The 21930-nt window shown below is 70.8% G+C and carries 23 protein-coding genes and 1 tRNA gene; 12 read left to right on the forward strand and 12 right to left on the reverse strand.

Annotated features, from left to right (window positions below; genetic code table 11):
- Positions 1–231: 231 nt before the first annotated feature.
- The gene (locus FV229_RS16470; RefSeq protein ID WP_147753005.1) at positions 232–1335 is read left to right on the forward strand and encodes a calcium:proton antiporter; all 1104 of its coding nucleotides are present in this window, start codon (positions 232–234) and stop codon (positions 1333–1335) included.
- A 363-nt stretch (positions 1336–1698) separates the two neighbouring features.
- Positions 1699–2661 (forward strand): phytanoyl-CoA dioxygenase family protein, encoded by a 963-nt coding sequence (locus FV229_RS16475; RefSeq protein ID WP_246688222.1) that lies wholly within the window; start codon positions 1699–1701, stop codon positions 2659–2661.
- A 39-nt stretch (positions 2662–2700) separates the two neighbouring features.
- Here FV229_RS16475 and FV229_RS16480 read toward each other — a convergent pair whose 3' ends face one another.
- Positions 2701–3381: an FAD-binding oxidoreductase gene (locus FV229_RS16480; protein ID WP_306422442.1), complete on the reverse strand. Its 681-nt coding sequence runs from the start codon at positions 3379–3381 to the stop codon at positions 2701–2703.
- A gap of 28 nt (positions 3382–3409) precedes the next feature.
- A complete protein-coding gene (locus tag FV229_RS16485; protein WP_147753008.1) occupies positions 3410–4015 on the reverse strand; it encodes a sulfite oxidase-like oxidoreductase in 606 nt (201 codons plus the stop codon).
- Positions 4016–4056: 41 nt separating this feature from the next.
- Between FV229_RS16485 and FV229_RS16490 the strand changes: the two genes are divergently transcribed.
- Both FV229_RS16490 and FV229_RS16495 read left to right on the forward strand, forming a co-directional pair.
- Positions 4057–4893: a class I SAM-dependent methyltransferase gene (locus FV229_RS16490; protein ID WP_238272975.1), complete on the forward strand. Its 837-nt coding sequence runs from the start codon at positions 4057–4059 to the stop codon at positions 4891–4893.
- Positions 4894–5069: 176 nt separating this feature from the next.
- Positions 5070–5372, forward strand: a complete 303-nt coding sequence (locus tag FV229_RS16495; RefSeq protein WP_147753009.1) for a hypothetical protein — start codon at positions 5070–5072, stop codon at positions 5370–5372.
- A gap of 40 nt (positions 5373–5412) precedes the next feature.
- Here FV229_RS16495 and FV229_RS16500 read toward each other — a convergent pair whose 3' ends face one another.
- The 6 genes from FV229_RS16500 to FV229_RS16525 form a co-directional block, all read right to left on the reverse strand.
- Complete coding sequence (locus tag FV229_RS16500) at positions 5413–6315, reverse strand: DMT family transporter (protein WP_348644186.1); 903 nt, start codon at positions 6313–6315, stop codon at positions 5413–5415.
- A 55-nt stretch (positions 6316–6370) separates the two neighbouring features.
- Complete coding sequence (gene infA / locus FV229_RS16505) at positions 6371–6646, reverse strand: translation initiation factor IF-1 (RefSeq protein WP_147025743.1); 276 nt, start codon at positions 6644–6646, stop codon at positions 6371–6373.
- 234 nt (positions 6647–6880) lie between these two features.
- Positions 6881–7987 carry a branched-chain amino acid ABC transporter substrate-binding protein gene (locus FV229_RS16510; protein ID WP_147753011.1) on the reverse strand — a complete coding sequence of 369 codons (1107 nt, stop codon included), beginning with the start codon at positions 7985–7987 and terminating at the stop codon, positions 6881–6883.
- Between the two features lie 144 nt (positions 7988–8131).
- Positions 8132–8644, reverse strand: coding sequence for an MmcB family DNA repair protein (locus FV229_RS16515; RefSeq protein WP_147753012.1), 513 nt, complete (start codon positions 8642–8644; stop codon positions 8132–8134).
- A gap of 83 nt (positions 8645–8727) precedes the next feature.
- Positions 8728–9504, reverse strand: coding sequence for a cobalamin-binding protein (locus FV229_RS16520; RefSeq protein WP_147753013.1), 777 nt, complete (start codon positions 9502–9504; stop codon positions 8728–8730).
- On the reverse strand, positions 9504–10025 hold the full coding sequence (locus FV229_RS16525) for a DedA family protein (RefSeq protein WP_147753014.1): 522 nt from the start codon (positions 10023–10025) through the stop codon (positions 9504–9506). The genes FV229_RS16520 and FV229_RS16525 overlap by 1 nt, the downstream gene beginning before the upstream one ends.
- A 105-nt stretch (positions 10026–10130) precedes the next feature.
- On the opposite strand from FV229_RS16525, the gene pdxY reads away from it, so the two are divergent.
- From pdxY to FV229_RS16545, 4 genes are all read left to right on the forward strand, one after another.
- A complete protein-coding gene (pdxY, locus tag FV229_RS16530) occupies positions 10131–10979 on the forward strand; it encodes a pyridoxal kinase PdxY (RefSeq protein WP_147753015.1) in 849 nt (282 codons plus the stop codon).
- Between the two features lie 20 nt (positions 10980–10999).
- Entirely contained in the window at positions 11000–11884 is an 885-nt protein-coding gene (locus FV229_RS16535; protein WP_147753016.1) for a PhzF family phenazine biosynthesis protein, read from the forward strand.
- Positions 11877–12632: an NUDIX hydrolase gene (locus FV229_RS16540; protein WP_147753017.1), complete on the forward strand. Its 756-nt coding sequence runs from the start codon at positions 11877–11879 to the stop codon at positions 12630–12632. The genes FV229_RS16535 and FV229_RS16540 overlap by 8 nt, the downstream gene beginning before the upstream one ends.
- Positions 12633–12716: 84 nt before the next feature.
- The gene (locus FV229_RS16545) at positions 12717–13502 is read left to right on the forward strand and encodes a 3-hydroxybutyrate dehydrogenase (RefSeq protein ID WP_147753018.1); all 786 of its coding nucleotides are present in this window, start codon (positions 12717–12719) and stop codon (positions 13500–13502) included.
- Between the two features lie 77 nt (positions 13503–13579).
- On the opposite strand, the gene FV229_RS16550 is transcribed toward FV229_RS16545, so the two are convergent.
- The 3 genes from FV229_RS16550 to FV229_RS16560 all read right to left on the reverse strand — a co-directional run bounded on the left by FV229_RS16550 (position 13580) and on the right by FV229_RS16560 (position 15183).
- Positions 13580–14011: a CsbD family protein gene (locus tag FV229_RS16550; RefSeq protein ID WP_147753019.1), complete on the reverse strand. Its 432-nt coding sequence runs from the start codon at positions 14009–14011 to the stop codon at positions 13580–13582.
- 43 nt (positions 14012–14054) lie between these two features.
- Positions 14055–14183, reverse strand: coding sequence for a TFIIS helical bundle-like domain containing protein (locus FV229_RS16555; RefSeq protein ID WP_147726177.1), 129 nt, complete (start codon positions 14181–14183; stop codon positions 14055–14057).
- Positions 14184–14304: 121 nt separating this feature from the next.
- Complete coding sequence (locus FV229_RS16560; RefSeq protein ID WP_147753020.1) at positions 14305–15183, reverse strand: alpha/beta hydrolase; 879 nt, start codon at positions 15181–15183, stop codon at positions 14305–14307.
- A 226-nt stretch (positions 15184–15409) separates the two neighbouring features.
- On the opposite strand from FV229_RS16560, the gene FV229_RS16565 reads away from it, so the two are divergent.
- The 3 genes from FV229_RS16565 to FV229_RS16575 all read left to right on the forward strand — a co-directional run bounded on the left by FV229_RS16565 (position 15410) and on the right by FV229_RS16575 (position 19418).
- Entirely contained in the window at positions 15410–16660 is a 1251-nt protein-coding gene (locus tag FV229_RS16565; protein ID WP_147753021.1) for a nucleoside transporter C-terminal domain-containing protein, read from the forward strand.
- Positions 16661–16802: 142 nt separating this feature from the next.
- A complete protein-coding gene (locus tag FV229_RS16570; protein WP_147753022.1) occupies positions 16803–18218 on the forward strand; it encodes a cytochrome P450 in 1416 nt (471 codons plus the stop codon).
- A gap of 153 nt (positions 18219–18371) precedes the next feature.
- Positions 18372–19418, forward strand: a complete 1047-nt coding sequence (locus FV229_RS16575; protein ID WP_147753023.1) for a KpsF/GutQ family sugar-phosphate isomerase — start codon at positions 18372–18374, stop codon at positions 19416–19418.
- Positions 19419–19679: 261 nt separating this feature from the next.
- Here FV229_RS16575 and FV229_RS16580 read toward each other — a convergent pair.
- Positions 19680–19756: transfer RNA gene (locus FV229_RS16580), tRNA-His, on the reverse strand.
- 132 nt (positions 19757–19888) lie between these two features.
- On the opposite strand from FV229_RS16580, the gene FV229_RS16585 reads away from it, so the two are divergent.
- A complete protein-coding gene (locus tag FV229_RS16585) occupies positions 19889–21736 on the forward strand; it encodes a chloride channel protein (protein WP_147753024.1) in 1848 nt (615 codons plus the stop codon).
- The last annotated feature ends 194 nt before the right edge of the window (positions 21737–21930 follow it).

Here is a 21930-nt window from a genome sequence, read left to right on the forward strand (position 1 = left end):
GGGTGGGAAACGGCACGGTACGGGGCTTTCACGACCGTCCGTCCCGTCAGAACCGACGCTGGGCGCGGCTCTCTGTCAGGCTCACCGGTCTCGACTCGGGTTGCGAAGCCATACCCTCTAGCGGCTTCCCGGCGTTTCCGCCACGTCCCGGCCCGCATGGGGCGGTTGCGTGTGCGCAATCCATCCCGATCGCCTAAGCATCGTCGCAGGGGTGGATGGATCGGACGATCGATGGGAACGGCGCGGTTGGCGGTGGCGTGGGCGACGGTTGGCGCCTTCGCGTGGTTCGGTAAGGCGTGGCTCGGCGACCTGGCGTCGCCGATCTTCGCCCTCGCCCTGTTCGCGTGGCTGCTCGTCGCGATCTTCTGGTGTGCCTTCGGTGTGGTGCAGGAGGCGGAGGAGCTGGCCGACATCCTGGGCGAGCCGCTGGGCACCCTGGTGCTGACGCTCTCCATCGTCGTGATCGAGGTGGCGCTCGTCTCAGCGGTGATGCTCGGCGCGAAGGACGCGCCGACCCTCGGTCGCGACACGATGTTCGCGGTGCTGATGATCGTCCTCAACGGGGTCGTCGGCCTCGGGCTCCTGGTCGGCGGCCTGCGGCACCACCAGCAGAGCTACAACCTGCAAGGGGCGTCGGCCTTCCTGTCGGTGATCATCCCGCTCTCGACCCTGGCGCTGATCATCCCGAACTTCACCACCTCGACCCGCGACGGCACCTTGACCACGCTGCAGGCGGTGACGTTCTCGGGCTTCACCCTGGCGCTCTACGCGGTGTTCCTCCTGATCCAGACCGGGCGGCACAGCGACTTCTTCCAAGATGGTTCCGGCGCGGAAGGCAGCCGGTCCGTCGCGGAGCCGGAGCGACGCACCAAGGCGCCGGCCGGCAGCATCGTCCGGCACACGGTGCTGCTCGTCGCCAACATCCTGCCGATCGTCTTGCTCTCCAAGAGCCTCGCGACGATCCTCGACCACGGCATCGCGGCGCTGGGCGCGCCGTCCGCGCTGTCGGGCGTGCTGATCGCGGCGATCGTGTTCACGCCCGAGGCGATTTCGGCGCTGAAGGCCGTCGCCCGCAACGAACTGCAACGCGCGATCAACCTGTGTCTCGGTGCGGCGACCTCGACCATCGGCCTCACCGTGCCGGCGGTGCTCGCCGTCGGCCTGCTCACCGGCCAGACGGTGGTCCTCGGCCTCAAGCCGACCGAGATGACGCTGCTCGCCGTGACCCTGATCCTCAGCACGCTGACCTTCTCGGGCCTGCGGACCACGGTGCTGGAGGGGGCGGTGCACCTGATCGTGTTCTTCGTCTACCTGGTGCTGATCTTCAGCCCGTGAGCCTTGCCGTCGGCTGCAGCCTAACGCCGAAATTTCTTGGATTTCACGGAGCTAGGCCTTGAGACTATCGAAGACATCACGGCAAGGGGCGGCTTCGACCAATCCAAGCCGACCCGCGCAGGCGCGGACATTGCAAACGGCCTTGGATCGACGGCCTCAGTATCACCCAAATCCAATGTCGAAATCGATAGCCTCTGATATCGGCGCGGTGGGCGGAGCGGATCGATGACGCGTGCGAGCGTAGCGGGCAAGGTTCGGACCTGGGCGAACGCGGCCCGAGGCTTAGCCGGTGGACGGAGCGACACGCTCGGAAGCGAGCCGCCGGCGCACCTTCCCGTCTCGCGACCCGGAGCGCCCAACGTCGTGGACGCCGACGTCCCTGTCGACATCGGCTGCATCAAGGTGTTCCGCTCGGAGAACTTCCCCGAATCCGGGCCTTCGCCCTGGCTCGACCGGCCGGACGCCGCCGAGACGATCGCGCGGCGCCTCGATCGGGGCGAGCTGACACCGAAGCAGGCCGAGATGTGCCGGTTCTGGGCCGAGAACGGGTATTACGTCGCCCGCGGCGCGGTCGATCCGGACACGATCGACGCCGCCTGGGCCGCCTACGAAGCCGCCATCGCGCAGGGTGAGATCACGCTCGCGCCGGAGAAGGCTGCCGACGACGACCCCCATCCCGGCCGCTACCTCAACCCGCACCTCAAGGTCGAGGAACTCGATACGCTGCTCGAGCACCCGGTGCTGTTCAACTTCAGCAGCATGGTGCTGGGGCGTCGAGCGATCCCGTTCCAGACCATCGCCTCCCACAAGGGGAGCCAGCAATCCGAACATTCGGATTCGATCCACATGACGACCTACCCGCTCGGCTACCTCGCCGCCTGCTGGGTCGCGATGGAGGACATCCACGACGATTCGGGGCCGCTGGTCTACTATCCCGGCAGCCATCGCCTGCCTTACGTGTTCAGCCACGACGTCGGCATCTCGACCGACGACTTCCGCGACAGGGGCTACGCGGCCTACGCAGAGCGCTACGAGCCGGCGATCAAGCACACGATCGCCGAGCATGGCATCGCGCCCCGGCGCTTCATCGCGCGCAAGGGCGACGTGCTGTTCTGGCACGCGAACCTCCTGCACGGGGGCTCGCCGCGCAACGACGTCACCCGGTCGCGCAGGGCGCTCGTGCACCACTATTTCGCCGAAGGCTGCGTCTGCTACCACGACCTCTCGGCGACCACGTCCGCGGTCCACGGGTCGGTGGAGAGCCTGCCGACCTGCGGCGCCTCGAGCCCCGACATCAAGCGGCGCAAGCAGATCAGGCGGTCCTGACGCCCGGCGTCGCGTCGAGAGAATCTGTAGAGCGAACTGCTAACCGCCGAACCGCTCGGTGCGGATCAGCCCCGGGGCGACGCCGGCCTCGACCAGCAGCGTCGCGGCCGTGCCCACGAACGGCGTGGCGCCGCAGATGAAGACGCGGGTCGGGTGGCCGAGCGTCGTGAGCGCTTCCGCCACCGTCGCCGCATCGATCCGCCGTCCGCCCGAGCGGGTCGCGGTGAAGATCAGCGACAGGCCCGGCTCGGTGCCGGCGCGCGCCTCGATCTCGTCGAGCGCGATCGCATCGCCGCGGGTCCGCGCCGAGTAGAGCAGAAGAGCCGGGATCTCCGGTGCCACCGCCCCCCGGTGGCGCAGCATGGCTAGGAGCGGCACCACGCCGGAGCCACCGCCGACGAGCAGCAGCGGCCCGCCGTCGGCCGGCCCCCACGAGAACGCGCCGCCGATCGGCCCGCGCAGCTCGATCGCGTCGCCGACCTCGGCGATCTCGTGGAAGAAGCCCGAGACCTCGCCGCCCTCCAATCCCTCGATCATCAGCTCGATCGTTCCCGAGCCGTCCGGCGCCGAGGCGATCGAGTAGCTGCGCTGCGCACGGTAGCCGTCCTCGGCGGTGAGGCGCACGTCGACATGCTGGCCCGGCCTGTAGGCGTCGGCGATCTCGGTGCGCAGGCGAAAGCTCTTCACCCGCGCGGTGACCGGCGCGATCGCCGTGATCAAGGCCTGTCGCCAGCGGAAGTCGGGCACCTCAATCACTGGTGTAGCGCTGCTCGCGCCAAGGGTCGCCGTACATGTGGTAGCCGCGCATCTCCCAGAAGCCGGCCTCGTCCTTCTTGGTAAAGCGCAGGCCCTTCAGCCATTTCGCGCTCTTCCACAGGTAGAGGTGCGGCACGAACAAGCGGGCCGGACCGCCGTGGTCCGGCTCGATCGGCGCCCCCTCGTAATGCGTCGCGATCATCGCGCGCCCGCCGGCGAGGTCGGCGACGGGGACGTTGGTGGAATAGTCGTCGTAGCCCTCGGCGAGCAGGAAATCCGTCGGCGCCGCGATGCGGGCGTCGGCAAGCAGGTCGTCGAAGCTCACGCCCTCCCAACCGGTGTCGAACTTCGACCATTTGGTGACGCAGTGGATGTCGCCCTGCCAGGCGGTGCGCGGAAGCGCCTGGAATTCGTCCCAGCTCCAGGACTTCAGCGGCTTGGCGCCCTCGCGAAGGGTGAAGCGCCACGTCGCAAGGTCGATCGTCGGGTTCGGCCCGATCTGGAGGATCGGGAAATCCTCGACGCGGTGCTGTCCCGGCGGAAGCCGCTTCTGCGTCTCCTCCGGACTGCGCCGGCCGACGAAGCCTCGTGTCGCCATCTCGGTCCCTTCCGTTGCGGTTCGGCCCGGTTGCAGCCGGAATGACCGGCGCCGTCAAGCGGCGGCTTCTTCGAAACCGCTGGCAGGGCTACCCTGATCCGGCGACAGGCGACGACGAGGCGGCGACGATGGACCCGGCGTTCAAGGACCACTTCTCGTCGCAGGCGGCCGCCTACGCGGCCCACCGGCCGACCTATCCGGCGGGCCTCGCGGCGTTCCTCGCCGAGGCCGCGCCCGGACGTGGGCTGGCGTTCGACGCCGCCTGCGGCACCGGGCAGCTCTCGACGCAGCTCGCCGCGCATTTCGGCGACGTCGTCGCCACCGATGCCAGCGCCGCGCAGATCGCGAACGCGACGCCGCATCCCCGTGTCACGTACCGCACCGCGCCGGCCGAGCGGAGCGAGTTGGCGACATCGAGCGCCGACCTGATCACCGTAGCGCAGGCGGCCCACTGGCTCGACCTTGCCGCGTTCTACGACGAGGTCCGCCGCATCGCCCGGCCGGGCGCGGTGCTGGCGCTGGTCAGCTACGGCATCCTGCACGTCGAGGGCGAACCAGATGGAGCGGTCCGACACTTCTACGACGACGTGGTCGGGCCGTACTGGCCGCCCGAGCGCCGACACGTCGAGGACGGCTACCAATCGCTGCCCTTCCCGTTCGCGGAAATCGCCGCACCGGACCTCGCGATCACGGTGGCGTGGTCTCTTGCCGACCTGATCGGTTACGTCGAGACGTGGTCGGCCCTGCGTGGGCTGGAGAAGGCGATCGGTCGCGGGGCCGTCGACGCTTTCCATGAAGCGCTCGCGGCATCATGGGGGCCGGGCGGCCAGCTTCGCACCGTGCGCTGGCCGCTGTCGCTGCGCCTCGCGCGGGTGTGAGTGGTGGCCGAGGGCGCGCGCCGAAGATTTGCCTCAAAGCAAGTTTGTTCTATCGAACGATCCGAGGCCCAACACGAATGTGATCTTCGTGGCAGGCGGCGAAGCCCGGGGCATTCGCATTTCGTTTACGACCTGGCCGGACATTGCGGCCACGACAGACCCAGAGGGGACGAACCATGATCCGATATCTTTCCGTTGCTCTCGTCGCAGGGAGCCTCGTGGCAGTCGCGCCGGGGGCGCAAGCCCGCGACGGCATCGGCGCCGGCGGTGCGGCCGCGCTGGGCGTGCTCGGCGGCCTCGCCGTCGGCGGCGCCATCGCGTCCTCGCAGAACGGCTACTACCCCGGCCAGCCGGTCTACCGCGCGCCGCGCCCGGTCTATGTCGAGGAAGATTACGGCCCCGTCTGCCATTTCGAGCGCCGCCGCTCGGTCGACGCCTATGGCGACGTGTTCGTCCGCCGCGTCCGGGTCTGCGAATAAGCCGACTGATCCCCGTGGCCGGCGATCCCGCCGGCCGCGATCAGGGCGTGCGACGGTCTCGCGGCGCCGCCGGCTCGGCGATGGCCGGCGGCGCGCCGCGCCCGAGGCGTTCCGCGCAGAAGATGCCTCCGAGTACCAGGGCGAGCGCCAGGGCCTCGTTGATCCCGAACGGCTCGCCGACAACCAGCACGGCGAGGCCTGCGCCGAAGATCGGCACGAGGTTGACGAAGAGGCCGGCCCTGTTCGGCCCGATCAGCTCGACGCCGCGCATGAAGAACAGTTGCGCGGCGAGCGACGGCCCGAGCGCGACGAACACCACGATCGCCCAGCCCTGCGCCCCCGGCCAGATCAGCCGACCGGCCGCCGCCTCGACCGCCAGGAGCGGCAGGGAGGTAAGGAAGGCCATCAGCGCCATCGCCGCGAAGAACGTCAGCCCGGAAATCGCCGGGCGATGCGGCAGGGCGAGGGTGTAGCCGGCGTAGAGCAGGCAGGCGATGAAGACGAGCACGTCGCCGCGGTTGAAGTCGAGGGTCGCGAGCACGTGCCAGTCGCCGTGCGTCGCCGCCACCGTCGCGCCGACGAGGGTGACGAGCACGCCGACCACCTGGCCGGGCGTGACCGCGGTGCGATACAGGGCGTAGTTCAGCAGGATCACCAGCACGGGGATCGAGCCCTGGAATAGGGCGAGATTGATCGCGCTGGTGTAGGTCCCGGCGGCGTAGAACAGGCTGTTGAACGCGGTGTAGCCGAGGCCGCCCATCAGCAACACGAGCCGCCAGTGACTGCGGATGCCCGACCAGTCGGCGCTGATGCGCCTGCGGGCGAGCAGCCCCAGAACGACGCAGACCACGCCCCAGCGCAGCGAGGTGATCGCCTGGGGCGAGACATGGCCCGGCGCCCACCGGCCCGCGACGGCGTTGCCCGCCCAGAGCAGGGCGGTCAACGTCAGGAGCGGGTAGGCAGCAGCGGTCCGGACGGGCGCGGGAACCGGCGGCCGCTCAGCGGCGGCGGAACTGACCGCCGCGCACCGGCGGACGGGGACCGGCGGAACGCTCGTCCTTGTGCCGGAACACGAGGCGGCCCTTCTCCAGGTCATAAGGCGACATCTCGACGGTGACGCGGTCGCCGGCCAGCGTCTTGATGCGGTTCTTCTTCATCTTGCCGGCGGTGTAGGCGACGATCTCGTGGCCCTGGTCCAGCTGTACCCGGTAGCGCGCATCCGGCAAGATCTCGAGAACGAGACCGTCGAACTGCATCAATTCTTCTTTCGCCATTCACCCTCTCCAGTCGGACCGTCTGGAAGCAGGCGTTCCGGCGCACGATCGTTCGTCACGGCAATTCGATGTCCGCTGCGGCGGCGGGTCCGTATCCGGAGGCGCCACGCCGTCGAGCGTCGGCACGATGTAGGGGGCCGCCGCCATGCAGGCAAGCTTTGCCGCAACGTCGTCGCGACGGCGTCGACATAAAAAGCATCGTTCCTGCACGATTCCTGCGCGGAACGACCGATTCTACGGCGCGACCTCGTTGCCGGCATAGTCGAGCCGCCCGTCCGGCGTGCGCTTCCACGCCCGCAGCGACACGGCCCCCTCGCGCAGGTCGCCCTGCGCATCGAAGGCGACTTCGCCCTGGATCGTGCGGAAGGGCACGCCTCGCAAGGCCGCGGCGACCCTGCGCGAGTCCTGCGATTTCGCGCGGTCGAGCGCCTGCGCCAGCACCTCCACCGCTGCATAGGTCGGGCCGGCGACCGCATCGGCCTCCGTGGTGCGCGGCGGCCGACCCTTCGCCTCGGGCAAGCGAACCGGTTCGACGGGAACGGTCATCACCGTGCCCTCGCCGGCGGTCGCCGCGAGGCTCGCGAAATCGCGGTCGAGGATGCCGTCGCTCGCCACCAGGTGGGCGCCGAGGCCGGCGTCCCGCATCGCGCGGAGCAGGGTCGCCGCCTCCGGAGCCAGGCCGCCGAAATACACCGCCTCGACGCGGGCCGCCTTCAGGGTCGTTACCAGTTCCGTGGCATCGCGGCTGCCGCGCGGCAGGCTCTCGAACGCCACCTCCGGGTCGCCACCCGCCTTCAGCGTGCGCGAAACCGCGTCTGCGAGACCGCGTCCGAAGGTGGTGCGGTCGTGAACGACGCCGATCCGCCGCCCGGGCTCGTGCACGAGGAGATAACGGCCAGCCGCCGCGCCCTGCTGCGCGTCGCCAGGGACGACACGGAAGAGGTTCCCATAGCCCCGCTGCGTCAGCGCAGCCCAGGACGCGCCCGGCGTCACCAGGACGACACCCGCATCCTCGTAGAGCGGCGCCACCGCGGCCGCGACCGAGGATTCGAGAGCGCCGACCACGAGGCGGATGCCGTCCGCCGCGAACCGCCGGGCGACCACGGCGCCCTGCTTGGCCTCGCCGGCATCGTCGGCCACGACCAGCGCCAGCTTGCGGCCGGACGTGCCGATGGCGCGATTCAGGTCGGCGATCGCCTGTTCGGCCGCGAGCCGCATGCCCTGGCCGAAGGCCGCATCCGGCCCGGTGAGCGGCGCCGAAAGACCGATCCGGACGACGGTCTGCGCCGCGGCCGGCCCCGCGAGGAGGAGTGCTGTGACGATCCCGATCAAGGCGCGCATCGAAACCATTTCCCGGTGACGGTCGGGGACCGCGATCCCGCCCGCGAGCTTAGTCGCCCCCGTCACGCTGCGAAAGCGTAACACCGAGCAGCCTGATCGATCGACAATCCGTTCGACGGCCTCCGGTCCCCGTCGGCCCAGCCGTCAAAGCGCCCCGTCGCGGATCGCGCCCGGGTCGGCGAGGCCGTGCAGCACGCGGGCGGCGCTGTGGGCGAAGCGCAGCGTCACCGCCTTGCGGCGCGGGCCGGAGAGCGGGTGCTCGGGCGCCTCGCGGACCACCAGCCCGCCGAAGGCGTCGGCGACGATCAGGCCGCATTCCTCGGGGATCAGGGATTCCGGCACCGTGTCGGGGATCGCGAAGAAGAACCGGTCGCAGAAGTCGCGGTAGTCGGGCCATTTCCGGTCGGCGCGGAAGTCGGCGACGCTCGACTTGATCTCGACGATGGTCAGTCTCCCGGCACCGCAGAGTGCGATCACGTCGGCCCGCCGGCCGTTGACCAGGGAGAACTCGGGCAGGGTGGCGCACCCCATCTCGGAGAACAGACGGCGGACGCCGCGCTGGATCTTCAGCGCCGTCGGCGACTGGCGCCGGTCGGGCGGCAGGACCAGATCGGGCGCGGCTTGGGCCGGGAGAGCGTGGGCGAGGGCTGACGACATCGTCTCTCGTGTGGCGGCCTGTGCCGAATCGGGACGCGGCATCTTGCCAAGGCCTGACTCGCCTTGTCACCTGCGGCGGGAGATCACGCGAGCGCGGCGCGGATCGCGGCGAACCCGTCGGTGAACGCCGCCGGCCCGGGCTGAAGGATCAGCGGCGACTTGATCTCGTGGATGCGCCCGTCCCGCACCGCCGGGATCGCCGCCCATCCGGGCCGCTCCGCGATCCGCGCGACGTTGACCTTCTTGCCGCACCAGGAGGCGAGGATCACGTCGGGCGCCGCAGCGAGCACCGCTTCCGGCCCGACGATCCGGTCCTTGGCTGCGGCCATCCGGGCGTGCTCGGGAAACACGTCGTCGCCGCCGGCGATGCCGACCAGCTCGGAGACCCAGCCGATGCCGGAGATCATCGGCGCGTCCCACTCCTCGAAGTAGACCCGCGGCCGCGGCCGACCGGCGACCTCGGCGGCCACCCGCGCGAGGTCGTCGGCGTAACCCTGCGCCAGGGCCTCCGCACGGTCCGGCACGCCGACGAGCGCGCCGACCGTGCGGATCATCGCGAGGCAGCCGGCCACGTCGCGCTGGTTGAACAGGTGTACGGCGACGCCGGCGCGGGCGAGGTCGGCGGCGATGGCCGCCTGCAGGTCGGAGAAGGCGAGGACGAGGTCGGGCTCGAGCGCCAGGATCTTCGGCAGGTCCGCGCTGGTGAAGGCCGACACACGCGGCTTCTCCCGCCGGACCTGCGGCGGGCGCACCGCGTACCCCGAGACACCGACGATGCGGTGGTCCTGGCCGAGTAGGTACAGCGTCTCGACGGTCTCCTCGGTGAGACAGACGATGCGCTCGGGCGGGAACCGCCGCATCAGCGCTGAAACCACGCGAGCAGGCCGGCGCCCGGCGCCAGGAGCACGAAGGCCCAGACGATCGCCGAGAGCACGTTGGCCAGCTGGAACGGCAGCCGGGCGACGCCGAACATCCCGGCGATCAGCGGCACCACCGCGCGGGCCGGCCCGAAGAACCGCCCGACCGCCACCGCGGCCGCGCCCCAGCGCTCGAGGAAGACCTCGCCCTTGGCGACCATCTCCGGGTAGCGCCGCATCGGCCAAAGCCGCTTGGCGCCCTCGCCGTAGTACCGGCCGAACTCGTAGGACAGCCAGTCGCCGAGCGCCGCGCCCAAAGCCGCGGCGGCCACCACCGGCCAGAACGGGATGTCGGCCGCGCCGACCATCGCCCCGATCCCGACAAGGATCACGGTGGCCGGGACCAGCAGCGACAGGAAGGCGATCGATTCGCAGAAGGCGAGCACCCCGACGATCAGGGGTGTCCAGGCGCGATGCGCCTCGACGAAGGCGAGGGCGGAGACGCGCAGCGATTCGAAGTCCATGACCTGTCTTTTCCAGGGTGAGCCGCGCCGGGTGCGCGCTGTGCCGAAAGCCGGTAACACGCCGCGGGACCGATGCGCGCGGGAGAGCCGCGGGGAGACATCGCGATGAACATCCTGTCGATCCAGTCGCACGTCGCCTACGGCCATGTCGGCAACGCCTCCGCGGTGTTTCCGATGCAGCGGCTCGGGGTCGAGGTCTGGCCGATCCACACGGTGCAGTTCTCCAACCACACCGGATACGGCGCCTGGCGTGGCCGGGTGTTCGACGGGCCGGCGGTGGAGGACCTCGTGGCCGGCATCCGCGAGCGCGGGGTGCTCGGGTCCTGCGACGGCGTGCTTTCCGGCTACATGGGCTCGGCCGACATCGGGACCGCGATCCTCGGCGCGGTCGCGGCGGTGCGGGCGGAGAACCCGCGCGCGCTCTACGCCTGCGATCCGGTGATCGGCGACACCGGCCGCGGCGTCTACGTCCGCTCCGGCATCGCCGAGTTCATGGCCGACCGCGCGGTGCCCGCCGCCGACATCCTGACGCCGAACCAGTTCGAGCTCGACCTGCTCACCGGCCTGACCAGCGGCACCCTCGCCGACGCCAAGCGCGCCGTCGCCGCGCTGCAGGCCCGCGGCCCGCGGGTGGTGCTGGTGACCTCGCTCGCCACCGATGCCACGCCGGCCGACGCCATCGACATGCTGGCCGGCGAAGGCGGCACGTTCTGGCGGGTGCGCACGCCCCGCCTCGACCTGTCGGTCAACGGGGCGGGCGACTGCATCGCCGCCTTGTTCCTCGTGCACTACGCCCGCACGCGCTCGGCGGCGCTCGCGCTCGGGATGGCCGCGGCGTCCGTCTACGGCGTCCTGCGGCGCACCCTCGCCGAAGGCTCGCGCGAGATCCTGACGGTGGCGGCGCAGGACGAGTTCGTCGCGCCGACCGAGACGTTCCCGGTCGAGACGGTCTGAGCGAGAAGGAAGGAACTGCGATGCCACGCCGCTTCGTCACCCTCGACGTGTTCACGACGCAGGCGCTCGCCGGCAACCCGCTCGCCGCGGTGCTCGACGCCGACGGGCTCGACACGGCGGCGATGCAGGCCATCGCCCGCGAATTCAACCTGTCCGAAACGGTGTTCGTGATGCCTCCGGACGACCCGCGGCACCGGGCAAGGCTGCGCATCTTCACGCCGGCCCGCGAGCTACCCTTCGCCGGGCATCCGACGATCGGCACCGCCGTGCTGCTGGCCGTGCGCGCGGAGAATGCCGGGACCGCCGACACCGTCGCATTCGGCCTGGAGGAAGCGGTCGGTACGATCCCCTGCGTCGTCGAGGTCGGCGACGGGGCGGGGCGCGCCCGCTTCAAGCTCCCGATCCTGCCCAAGTCCCTCGGCGACGCCGCGGAGGCCGCCGAACTCGCCGCGGCGTTCGGGCTGACGGCGGAGGATATCGGATTCGGCCGGCATCGTCCGAGCCGGCATGGCGTGGGCCCGAGCTTCACCTTCGTCCCGGTGTTGTCGCGCGCCCGCCTCGACGCAGCACAGCCGGGTACGCTTGCGGGCTCGCAGGACGGCTTCTTCCTCTACGCGCCGGACGAGGCGGGCGGCGCACGGGCGTTCCAAGCCCGGATGTTCGCGCCGGCGCTCGGCGTTCCCGAAGACCCGGCGACGGGTTCCGCGGCGGCGGCCTTCGCCGGCGTGCTGATGCAGTTCGAGACCCTTGGCGACGGCACCCACGACGTGGCGATCACGCAAGGGGTCGCGATGGGCCGCCCGAGCGAGATCGCGTTGCAGCTCGTCATCGAGGCCGGCGCGCTGCGTTCGGTCGAGATCGGCGGTGCGGCGCTGATCGTCTCGGAAGGACTGCTGCATGTCTGACCGCCCGACGCCGGATCCGCGGCCCTACGGCTTCGAGGTCGTCCGCCTCGCGCGGCTCGAAGCGCGGCTGGTGACCTACGATTGGGCCTGGGCGCGCGACAACGCCGCGCGCATCGACGACAATTGGAGGCGCCGCCGCGCGGCGCAGCCCGCCCTGTTCGACGGGCCGGTGCTCGTCGCCTGCGGCTGCGCGATCGACGACGACACCTGCCGCCTCGACCTGTTCAAGACGCCGTATTCGCGGTTCCTGGCCTATCGCGACGGCGGCTCGCCGGACGGGCACGTCGCCAACGCCTTCGCGGCGATCGTGCCATGGAGCGCCGACGGTGCGGTGCTGCTCGGGCGGATGGGCCCGCACACCGCCAACGCCGGGCAGATCTACTTCCCCTGCGGCACGCCGGACCTGGACGACGTGCGCGGAGAGTCCGTCGACTTCTCCGGCAGCGCCGCGCGCGAGCTTCTTGAGGAGACCGGCCTACGGGTGCCGGACGGCGCGACCGAGGAATGGGTGTGCCTGCGCGGCGAGGGGCAGCTCGCCTTCCTGCGCCCCGTGCGCTTCACCGAGCCGGCCGCAGCCCTCGTCGAGCGCATGGAACTCTACGCCTTGCGCGAGGACGAGCCGGAACTCTCCGGCATCGTGACCGTTCGCGGTGCCGACGACCTCGACGGTGCGATGCCGGGGTTCGTGCGCGCCTACCTCGCCAGCGCGTTCGAGGCCGAGACGGGCGCCGCCGATGTGACGCCCTGACCGGTCCGTGACCTGGATGCGTCGACAACCGGCGGTGCATCGGGCAGGCTTTCGCGACATCCAGCCGCCATCCCGGAGCCCCGCATGACCCTGAAATCCAGAACCGCGCTCGTCACCGGCTCGACCAGCGGGATCGGGCTCGGCATCGCCCGCGCGCTGGCGCGCGACGGGGCGAACGTGGTGCTGAACGGCTTCGGGGAGGCCGACGCGATCGAGGCGGCGCGGGCCGCGATCGAGACCGAGTTCGACGTGCGGGCGCACTATTCGGCCGCCGACATGTCGAAGCCGTCCGAGATCGGCGACATGGTGCGCGAGGCGGAGGAACGCTTCGGCTCGGTCGACGTGCTCGTCAACAATGCCGGCATCCAGTTCGTCTCGGCGATCGAGGAGTTTCCCGGCGCGAAGTGGGAGCAGATCATCGCGATCAACCTGTCCTCGGCCTTCTACGCGATGCAGGCGGCGATCCCGGGGATGAAGGCGCGCGGCTGGGGACGGATCGTCAACACCGCCTCGGCGCACTCGCTGGTCGCCTCGCCCTACAAGTCGGCCTACGTCGCAGCCAAGCACGGCATCGCCGGCCTGACGAAGACCGCGGCGCTGGAACTCGCGACGCACAAGATCACGGTCAACTGCATCTCGCCCGGCTACGTCTGGACGCCGCTGGTCGAGTCGCAGATCCCCGATACGATGAAGGCGCGCGGGCTCAGCAAGGAGCAGGTGATCGACGAGGTGCTGCTCAAGGCGCAGCCGACGAAGGAGTTCGTCACCGTCGATCAGGTGGCTGCGCTCGCCCTGTTCCTGTGTTCGGACGCGGCGAGCCAGATCACGGGCACCAACATCTCGATGGATGGCGGCTGGACCGCGCAATAGGCCAAACGAGAACACCCCGCCGGACAGGTCCGACGGGGTGTTTCGAGGTCGCGCCGCGCTTTCGAGACGCCTCGGCGTCAGCGACGCCCGTGGAGCAGCAGGGCGAGGCCGTAACCGACGGCGCCTGCGATCAGCAGCGCCACCAGCGGGTTCTCCTCGACCCGCGAAGACACTGCCTCGCGGCCGTCGCGCAGGTAGTCGCCGCGACGATCGTAAGCATCTGCGGCGTAGTCCGTGACGTTGTCGGCGACATCGCGGATCTTGCTGCGAGCCTGGCCGTAGGCATCCTTGGCCTGGCCGTAGGCGTCCTGCGCGCGGTCGCCCGCCTCGTCGGCCACGTTGCGCACGGTGTCCTTCGCCTGTCCGTAGGCGTCCTGCGCGCGCCCTTGCGCCTCGCGCAGGCGCCCCTCGACGGAGTCGCGGTTCGACCCGACGAAGTCGCCGGCCGCCCCCTGGATCTTGCCGCCGAGTTCCTTGGCACCGCCGACGATGCGATCCGTATCCACCATGGTCACCTCCTACGCATTCGTTGTGCTGGTTCGGTGCGGGCGACTACTTGCCCAGAATCTTCGTGACGAGGCGGCCGATCGGCGAGGCTGAGCTCGCGTTGCGGTCGTCTCGGACCACTTGGCGGTCCTCGTTCCCGAGAAGCTTGGTGACGATGCGTCCGATCAGGCTCATGGCTCTCTCCGCGAGGTTGGCGCCGACCGACGGCGCAGCTTGCCTCCTCAACGGCCGATCGCCGCACCGCGTTCCGTCATGCGCGAGCCCGTTGCCGCGGAGCGAAGCCGGCCGGAACGACCTAAGCGGCGGCGCGCAAAAACTCCGCCGCGCCGTCCAGCGACGCGCGCGCCTCCGGCAGCATGCTGTGGGCGAACTGCCAGACGTGGCTGACCACGGGGAACACCGTGATCGAGACGGTGACGCCGACCGCGCGCGCCTTCTCGGCCATCCGCACGGAGTCGTCGCGCAGCACCTCGCGCTCGCCGACATGGAACAGCAGCGGCGGCAGGCCGGCGAGGTCCGCGAAGAGCGGCGAGATCAGCGGGTCGCCCGGGTCGGCGCCGTCGAGATACAGCGGCCCGAGGTTGAGCATCGCCCGCGGGTCGAACATCGCGTCGCGCTGCGCATTGCTGACGCGCGAACCGTCGCGGGCGAGGAAGTCGGTGACGGGCGAGAACAGGGCCGCGGCCGTCGGCAACGGTAGCCCCCGGTCGCGGGCCGAGAGCATCGCCACCAAAGCGAGGTTGCCGCCGGCAGAATCGCCTGCGATCGAAGCCGGCCCGTGCGCCGCGAAGGCGTTCCAGGCCGCGCAAGCGTCCTCGGTGGCGGCCGGAAACGGATGCTCCGGCGCGAGCCGGTAGTCGGGGGCGAAGATGGTGAAGCCGCGTTCGGCCAGCGCGCCCGTCACCGGGCGGTGGGATTTCGGCGAGCAGGCGACGAAGCCGCCGCCGTGCAGGTAGAGCAGCCGCCGCTCCGGCCCCTTCGCACGGGCCGGCCTGACCCATTCGCCCGGAATGCCGCCGACCGTGCCGGCCTCGTAGGTCGCGCCGGCCGGGTCGGGGAACGTCCGGCCGCCGAACACGGCGCGGATCTTTGCCACGTCGTCCATCGCCCCGAGCCGGTTCCGGACGTTGCGCCTGACCATGTAGGACGCGAGATGCGCGCGCAGGCTCGCCATGTTGTCGTCCGCTCCAGGTCGTCGGTGAGGTTCGCACGAGCGTGCCGACCGTGCCTTTGGCCGAGCAGGATAGGTTCGCCCCGGCGCCATGAACAGGCGCCGGCGTCGCCGAGCGCCGCATTCGCGCATCACCGGCGCTCAAACGGCATTCGGGCGATGGCGTCGGCGAGCGCTTGGCGCGAAGCTTCCATGATCTTCGTCGAGCCAACGCGCTTTCAAGGGACCGATGTCCAATCGCCTCCTGCATGCCGGCCTCAGCATCGTGCTGTTGCTCGCCGTCGCCGTCCTGTTCTCCACGAACCGCCGGGCGATCCGCCCGCGCGTGGTGCTGGCCGCGCTCGGTCTCCAGGCCGGGCTCGGCGCCCTCGTGCTGTTCGTGCCCGCGGGCCAAGCGGGGCTCGCCGCGGCGGCGGGCTTCGTCCAGACCGTGCTCGGCTACGGCGACCGCGGCACCGCGTTCCTCTTTGGCGGCCTCGTCGAGCCGCGGATGTTCGAGCTGTTCGGCGGCAGCGGCTTCATCCTCGCCCTGCGGGTGCTGCCGCAGATCCTCTACGTCTCGGCACTCATCGGCGTGCTCTATCACCTCGGGATCATGCAGGCCGCCGCCCGCATCGTCGGCGAGGGCTTGCGCCGCGTGGTCGGCACCAGCCCGATCGAGTCGTTCTCGGCGGTGATCACCATCGCCATCGGCCAGAGCGAGATCGCGGTGGCTTTGCGGCCGTTCCTGGCGCTGCTCACCGGGGCCGAGCTGTTCGCGGTGATGACGAGCGGCGCCGCCTCCACCGCGGGCTCGATCCTGGCCGGCTACGCGGCGCTCGGCGTGCCGATGACCTACCTGCTGGCCGCCTCGCTGATGGCGATCCCCGGCGGCCTGCTCTACGCCAAGCTGCTGATGCCCTCCACCGAGCCGACTCGGATCGCGACGACCCGCGTCATCTTCGGGGAGACCCGGGCGGCGAACCTGATCGAGGCCGCCGCCGACGGGACGCAGAAAGGCCTCGCGGTCGCGATCGCCGTCGGCGCGATGCTGATCGCCTTCGTCGGCCTGATCGCTCTGGCCGACGGCCTCGTCGGCTATGTCGGCGGGCTCGCCGGATATCCGGCGGCCTCGATCCAATCCATCCTCGGCGCCGCACTCGCGCCGCTCGCCTGGCTGCTCGGCGTGCCGTGGGAGCACGCGACGTTGGTCGGCGGCGCCATCGGCCAGAAGCTCGCGTTCAACGAGTTCTTCGCCTACGCCAACATCTCGCCCGCCCTGAAGGGCGGCGTCCTCGATCCGCGGAGCCAAGCGATCGTCTGCTTCGCGCTCTGCGGCTTCGCCAACCTGTCGTCCATCGCGATCCAGCTCGCGAGCTTCTCGAGCCTCGTGCCCGAGCGCCGCTCCGAGATCGCCCGCTACGGTCTGCGCGCCATCCTGGCCGGCACCCTGTCGAACCTCACGAGTGCCGCCATCGCGGGCCTCTTCATCGCCGGCTGAGGCGGATCGTCGGCCTCACGCCGTTCCGCGCAAGCGTGTAGAAGGGCGCCGCATCGCAGGGGCTCTCGCACCGGTTTTCCCCGCGGGGCGGATTGCGACGGGGCGGCGCGACAGGCTGCGACCCGGTCGGTAGAGGACGGACATGACGGCGGCTCTCGACCCAACGGCGACGAAGGACTCCGCAGGCTCGCGCCCCGCGACGCCGCGGATCGTGCCGCCGTTCCGGGTTCCGCCGGAGCGCGAGCCGCCGATCCTCTCCTATCTCGGGGCGCTGCGCACCAACGCCCTCGTCGGCTGGCCGCGCCAAGCCTACGAGGAGCCGATCACCCGCCGCAGCCTGCTCGGGCGGTCGAGCTTCACCTTGAGCGATCCTGATGCGATCCGGCGCGTGCTCGTCGACAACCAGGCGAACTACGCCCGCACCGCCGGCTCCGTCCGCATCCTCCGTCCCATCCTCGGCGACGGATTGCTGATCAGCGAAGGCGCCCCCTGGCGCCACCAGCGGCGCTCGCTCGCGCCGGCGTTCACGCCGAAGGCGATCGACGGGCTGGTGCCGCTGATCGACCAAGCGATCGGCGACGCGATCGTGGACCTCGAGGTCGCCGCCGCGCGCGGCCCCGTCGCGCTGTTTTCGAGCCTGCACAGGCTGGCGCTGGAGATCGCCGGGCGCAGCATGTTCTCGGTGGCGATGGACCGGCACGGCGACGCGCTTCGCGGCTTCATCGCTGAGTATTCCGAGCGGCTCGGCCGGCCCCACCTCCTCGACATCGTGATGCCGCCGACCTGGCGCGCGCCCCTCGACTTCCCGCGGGCGCGATTCCGGAAGCGCTGGACCCCCTTCCTCAGCCAAATCATCGAAGCGCGGGCTGCCGACGCGACGCCGCGCACGAACCGCGACCTGCTCGACCTGATGATGGCGGCCCGCAGCCCGGAGAGCGGGGCGGCCTTCACCTATGCCGAGGTCCGCGACCAAGTCGCGACGATGATCCTCGCCGGCCACGAGACCACCGCCGTGCTGCTGTTCTGGGCGGCCTACCTCCTCGCTCTCGCGCCCGACCTGCAGGAGCAGGTGGCGCGCGAGGCGCAGGGCGCCGACCTCACCGCCCCGGCCGGCTGCGCTCAGGACGGGCGGCTGCCGCTGACCCGCGCAGTGATCGACGAGACGATGCGGCTCTACCCGCCGGCCTTCGTCATCGTCCGGCGGGCGCTGCAGGCCGACAGCGTCGCCGGCGTGGAGATCGCGGCCGGCGACATCGTGATGATCTCACCGTGGGTGCTGCACCGGCACAACCGCCTCTGGAACGACCCGCACGCCTTCGACCCGGGCCGGTTCCTGCCCGGCGCGCCGACGATCCCGCGTTACGCCTACCTCCCGTTCGGCGTCGGCCCTCGGGTCTGCATCGGCGCGCACTTCGCCCTGACCGAGGCGGTGCTCGCGCTCGCCCGCATCGTCGGCCGCTACCGGATCTCGCTCGCCGACACCAAGCCTGTCCTGCCGGCGGCGGTGGTGACGACCCAGCCCGAGCACGCGCCCGACTTCACGCTGGTGCCGCGCTGAGCCGGCTTCGCGACAGGCGCTCTGCGACATCGCGCCGTCACATTTAAACCACGGCCGGAACCTAGGCCTCGGCGACGCCCGCCAAACGGGCAAGATGCCGTTTCAGCCAGCCCGGCGCGCGTTCTCGATGCCGGGATCCTTTGCGGATGCCCCATGTCGCACGTGACCGCGTTCCCGATCGCGCAGAAACCCGCGAAGCCGTCTGCGCCCCGCCTGCACGCGGTCGCCGCGGGGGAGGGCGACAGCCGCGCCATCGCCGTGCGCAGCCTCCGCCTCGGCATGTCGGCCCTCGACGAGGTGATCGGCCTTCTGGAGGGCGACCTCGGCGCCGCCTTCGAGCGTGCGGTTGAGACCATCGTGTCGGTGAAAGGCCGCGTCATCGTCTGCGGTATCGGCAAGAGCGGCCATGTCGGCCGCAAGCTCGCCGCGACGCTGGCCTCGACCGGCACGCACGCTTTCTTCGTCCATCCCACCGAGGCGAGCCACGGCGACCTCGGCATGATCGCCCCCGACGACGTGATCGTCGCCCTGTCCTGGTCGGGTGAGACGGTGGAACTCGGCGACCTCGTTAGCTTCTCCCGGCGCTTCTCGATTCCGTTGATCGCGATCACCTGCAACGCCGACAGCACCCTCGGCCGCGCGGCGGACGTGCTGCTGGCCCTGCCGAAGGTCCGCGAATCCTGCCCGCACGACCTCGCCCCCACCACCTCGAGCCTGATCCAGCTGGCGCTCGGCGACGCGCTGGCGGTGGCCCTGGTCGAGAGCCGCGGCTTCACTTCGGCGCGCTTCAAGACCCTGCATCCGGGCGGTACCCTCGCGGCGCGCCTGAAGGCCGTGCGCCAACTCATGCACACCGGCGACGAGGTCCCGCTCGTGCCCGACGACATGGTCATGTCCGACGTACTGATCGAGATCACCCGGCGCCGCTACGGCTGCGTCGGCGTGATCGACGCGGATGCGCGCCTGATAGGCATCGTCACCGACGGCGACCTGCGCCGCCACATGGGACCCGCGATCCTCGACACCACCGTGCAGCAGGTGATGACCGCCGCCCCCGTCGTGGTGGAGGCCGACCTCCTGGCGAGTGCCGCCCTTGAGGTGATGAACCGCAAGCGCATCACCGCGATCTTCGTGGTCGAGGACGGCCGCCCCGCCGGCATCCTCCACATCCACGATCTGCTCCGGGCCGGCGTGGTCTGATCGGCTCGCGACCCTTCGCGGATGTCCGGGGTCAGCCCGAGGCGGCGCTATAACGCGCCGTAGAGCTCCACCCGCATCCAGATGCTAACGGCGCCGAAGTTCTGGAGCGCGGTGCCGCCATAGAACGCGAAAGCCTTCTCCGGTCGAACGGGAGCCCTACGAGCGGACGAGTCCCATGAGGGCGTCCGGTCATGCCCCGTGGGCCCGAAAAGAAAAAGGGGCCGGCGCAACGCCAACCCCTTCGACCACCCGAAAATTTGATGGTACCACCGCCCCGGCTCGAACGGGGGACCTCTAGATCCACAATCTAGCGCTCTAACCAACTGAGCTACGGCGGCACTGCGGCGGGGTGTATCGTGGCGGCGTCGGCATTTCAAGCGGGTTGGAGAACGCGCATCCGTCTGTGGACGACGGGCGGACCGACGTCCTAAAGGATCGGGGGTGACCCGTCGTTCCAAGCCCGCCCTACGATGAGCCAAACCGCCGAACCCCTGCGGCGCCGTTGGGGGCGCGCCACCGTGGTCCAGGCGCCCGGCCGGCTCCGCGTCCTCGTCCGCCGGAGCGAAGTCGGCCTGGTGGTGCTCGCGGGGGTGACGGGATGCGTCGCCGGCTCGGCGGTCGCGGGCATGACCGTTGCGACGCAAGCCCTTCGCGAGACATTGTACCGCCTGCCGCACGGCACCCGCCTGAGCGCGGCCGACGGCGTGACGCCGCTGGCCCTGCTGCTCGGCCCCTGCCTCGGCGGCATCCTGCTCGGCCTCGTGATCCTTGCCGCCAGCGCGGTCCGCGGACGGCGCAGGCGGCCGGTGATCGATCCGATCGAGGCCAACGCCCTGCATGGCGGCCGGATGTCGCTGCGCGACAGCCTCTACGTCGCGGTTCAGAACGTGATCTCGAACGGAAGCGGCGCCTCGGTTGGGCTGGAGGCCGGCTACACGCAGATCTGCGGCGGGCTGGCCTCGCGCCTCGGCATCGCCTTCGAGATGCGGCGCAACGACCTGCGCACGCTGGTCGGCTGCGGCTCGGCCGCCGCCATCGCCGCCGCCTTCGGCGCGCCGCTGACCGGGGCGTTCTACGCCTTCGAGCTGATCATCGGCACCTACTCGATCGCGACGCTGACGCCGGTGATGGTCGCCGCGCTCTGCGGCAGCCTGGTCTCGCGTGGCCTGGTCGCGGCCCAGCCCCTCGTCGCCCTCGATAACGTGCAGGCGGTGACGACGGCGGCGGTGACGGGCGCCGACACCCTGCCGAGCCTGGTCCTCGGCCTGCTCTGCGCCGGCCTCGGCATTTTGATCATGCGCGGGGTCACGCTGGTGGAGCAGGGGGTGGCGGCGACGCGCATCCCGCGGGCGGCAGGACCCGCGCTCGGAGGGCTCTGCGTCGGCGCGCTCGCCCTCGCGATCGGCCCGCAGGTCCTGTCCGGCGGCCACGGCGCCCTGCACGTGCATTTTGCGGGCGGCGCCGAAGGCTACGGCACGGTGGCGCTCGCGCTGCTGTTCGTCGGCAAGGCGACGGCCTCGGCGATCTCGATCGGGTCGGGGTTCCGCGGCGGCCTGTTCTTCGCCTCGCTGTTCCTCGGGGCGCTCGCGGGCAAGCTGTTCGCGACGGTCGCGCCCGAGGTGATTCCGGGGCTCGCCGCCTTCGGGTTGACGCCGCTCGCCTACGCGGTCATCGGCATGAGCGCGCTCGCGGTGGCCGTCATCGGCGGCCCGCTCACCATGACGTTCCTGGCGCTGGAGGTGACCGGCAGCCTGCCGATCACCGGCCTCGTCCTGGTCGCGGTGATCGCCTCCTCGCTCACCGTGCGGAAGACCTTCGGCTATTCTTTCGCGACGTGGCGCTTCCACCTGCGCGGCGAGAGCATCCGCAGCGCCCACGACGTCGGCTGGATCCGCAGCCTCACGGTCGGCCGGCTGATGCGCAAGGACGTGCGCACCATCCCCCTCGACACGCCGATGGCGACCTTCCTGCGCGCCCACCCGCTCGGCTCGCCCTCGCGCGTGATCGTCGTCGATGAAGCCGGGCGCTATGCCGGCATCGTCCTGGTGCCCGAGGCCCACGCCGCAGCGCGCGACGAGGCCGGCAGGCCGGCGACGCTCGCCGAGGTGCTGCATCACTCGGACGACGTGCTGACGCCGGAACTCAACGCCAAGGAGGCGTCGGCGGCCTTCGATCGCACCGAGAGCGAGGCCCTGGCGGTCGTCGACACGCTCGACGACCGGCGGGTGATCGGCATGCTCACCGAGAGCCACACGCTGAAGCGCTATAGCGACGAGCTCGACCGCCAGCGCCGGGCGATGCAGGGCGAGGCGGACTGAGCGTCGGTCGGCCGGCGCTCAGCGCGGGCGGCGACCGACGCTGACGACGTTGCTCGGCCGCGCCTTCCGCTCCGGCAGGATTTCCTCGACCTTTTTGACGATGCTGGCGGCGTCGAGGCCGGCTTCGGCGTACATCTTGTCGGGGCTGTCGTGGTCCTGGTAGGCGTCCGGCAGCGTCATCGTGCGGACCCGAA

This window comes from Methylobacterium sp. WL120 (assembly GCF_008039465.1).
GTDB lineage: Bacteria > Pseudomonadota > Alphaproteobacteria > Rhizobiales > Beijerinckiaceae > Methylobacterium > Methylobacterium cerastii.

Excerpts from the sequence above, each read along its gene's own strand:
- FV229_RS16485 (WP_147753008.1), bottom strand. The coding sequence starts at position 4,015 with ATGGCGACACGAGGCTTCGTCGGCCGGCGCAGTCCGGAGGAGACGCAG.
- FV229_RS16570 (WP_147753022.1), top strand. The coding sequence starts at position 16,803 with ATGACGGCGGCTCTCGACCCAACGGCGACGAAGGACTCCGCAGGCTCG.
- FV229_RS16490 (WP_238272975.1), top strand. The coding sequence starts at position 4,057 with ATGACCGGCGCCGTCAAGCGGCGGCTTCTTCGAAACCGCTGGCAGGGC.
- FV229_RS16560 (WP_147753020.1), bottom strand. The coding sequence starts at position 15,183 with ATGGCGAGCCTGCGCGCGCATCTCGCGTCCTACATGGTCAGGCGCAAC.
- FV229_RS16565 (WP_147753021.1), top strand. The coding sequence starts at position 15,410 with ATGTCCAATCGCCTCCTGCATGCCGGCCTCAGCATCGTGCTGTTGCTC.
- FV229_RS16540 (WP_147753017.1), top strand. The coding sequence starts at position 11,877 with ATGTCTGACCGCCCGACGCCGGATCCGCGGCCCTACGGCTTCGAGGTC.
- FV229_RS16515 (WP_147753012.1), bottom strand. The coding sequence starts at position 8,644 with ATGTCGTCAGCCCTCGCCCACGCTCTCCCGGCCCAAGCCGCGCCCGAT.
- FV229_RS16525 (WP_147753014.1), bottom strand. The coding sequence starts at position 10,025 with ATGGACTTCGAATCGCTGCGCGTCTCCGCCCTCGCCTTCGTCGAGGCG.
- pdxY (WP_147753015.1), top strand. The coding sequence starts at position 10,131 with ATGAACATCCTGTCGATCCAGTCGCACGTCGCCTACGGCCATGTCGGC.
- FV229_RS16520 (WP_147753013.1), bottom strand. The coding sequence starts at position 9,504 with ATGCGGCGGTTCCCGCCCGAGCGCATCGTCTGTCTCACCGAGGAGACC.
- FV229_RS16575 (WP_147753023.1), top strand. The coding sequence starts at position 18,372 with ATGTCGCACGTGACCGCGTTCCCGATCGCGCAGAAACCCGCGAAGCCG.
- FV229_RS16470 (WP_147753005.1), top strand. The coding sequence starts at position 232 with ATGGGAACGGCGCGGTTGGCGGTGGCGTGGGCGACGGTTGGCGCCTTC.
- FV229_RS16510 (WP_147753011.1), bottom strand. The coding sequence starts at position 7,987 with ATGCGCGCCTTGATCGGGATCGTCACAGCACTCCTCCTCGCGGGGCCG.
- FV229_RS16550 (WP_147753019.1), bottom strand. The coding sequence starts at position 14,011 with ATGGTGGATACGGATCGCATCGTCGGCGGTGCCAAGGAACTCGGCGGC.
- FV229_RS16585 (WP_147753024.1), top strand. The coding sequence starts at position 19,889 with ATGAGCCAAACCGCCGAACCCCTGCGGCGCCGTTGGGGGCGCGCCACC.
- FV229_RS16545 (WP_147753018.1), top strand. The coding sequence starts at position 12,717 with ATGACCCTGAAATCCAGAACCGCGCTCGTCACCGGCTCGACCAGCGGG.
- FV229_RS16555 (WP_147726177.1), bottom strand. The coding sequence starts at position 14,183 with ATGAGCCTGATCGGACGCATCGTCACCAAGCTTCTCGGGAACGAGGAC.
- infA (WP_147025743.1), bottom strand. The coding sequence starts at position 6,646 with ATGGCGAAAGAAGAATTGATGCAGTTCGACGGTCTCGTTCTCGAGATC.
- FV229_RS16495 (WP_147753009.1), top strand. The coding sequence starts at position 5,070 with ATGATCCGATATCTTTCCGTTGCTCTCGTCGCAGGGAGCCTCGTGGCA.
- FV229_RS16535 (WP_147753016.1), top strand. The coding sequence starts at position 11,000 with ATGCCACGCCGCTTCGTCACCCTCGACGTGTTCACGACGCAGGCGCTC.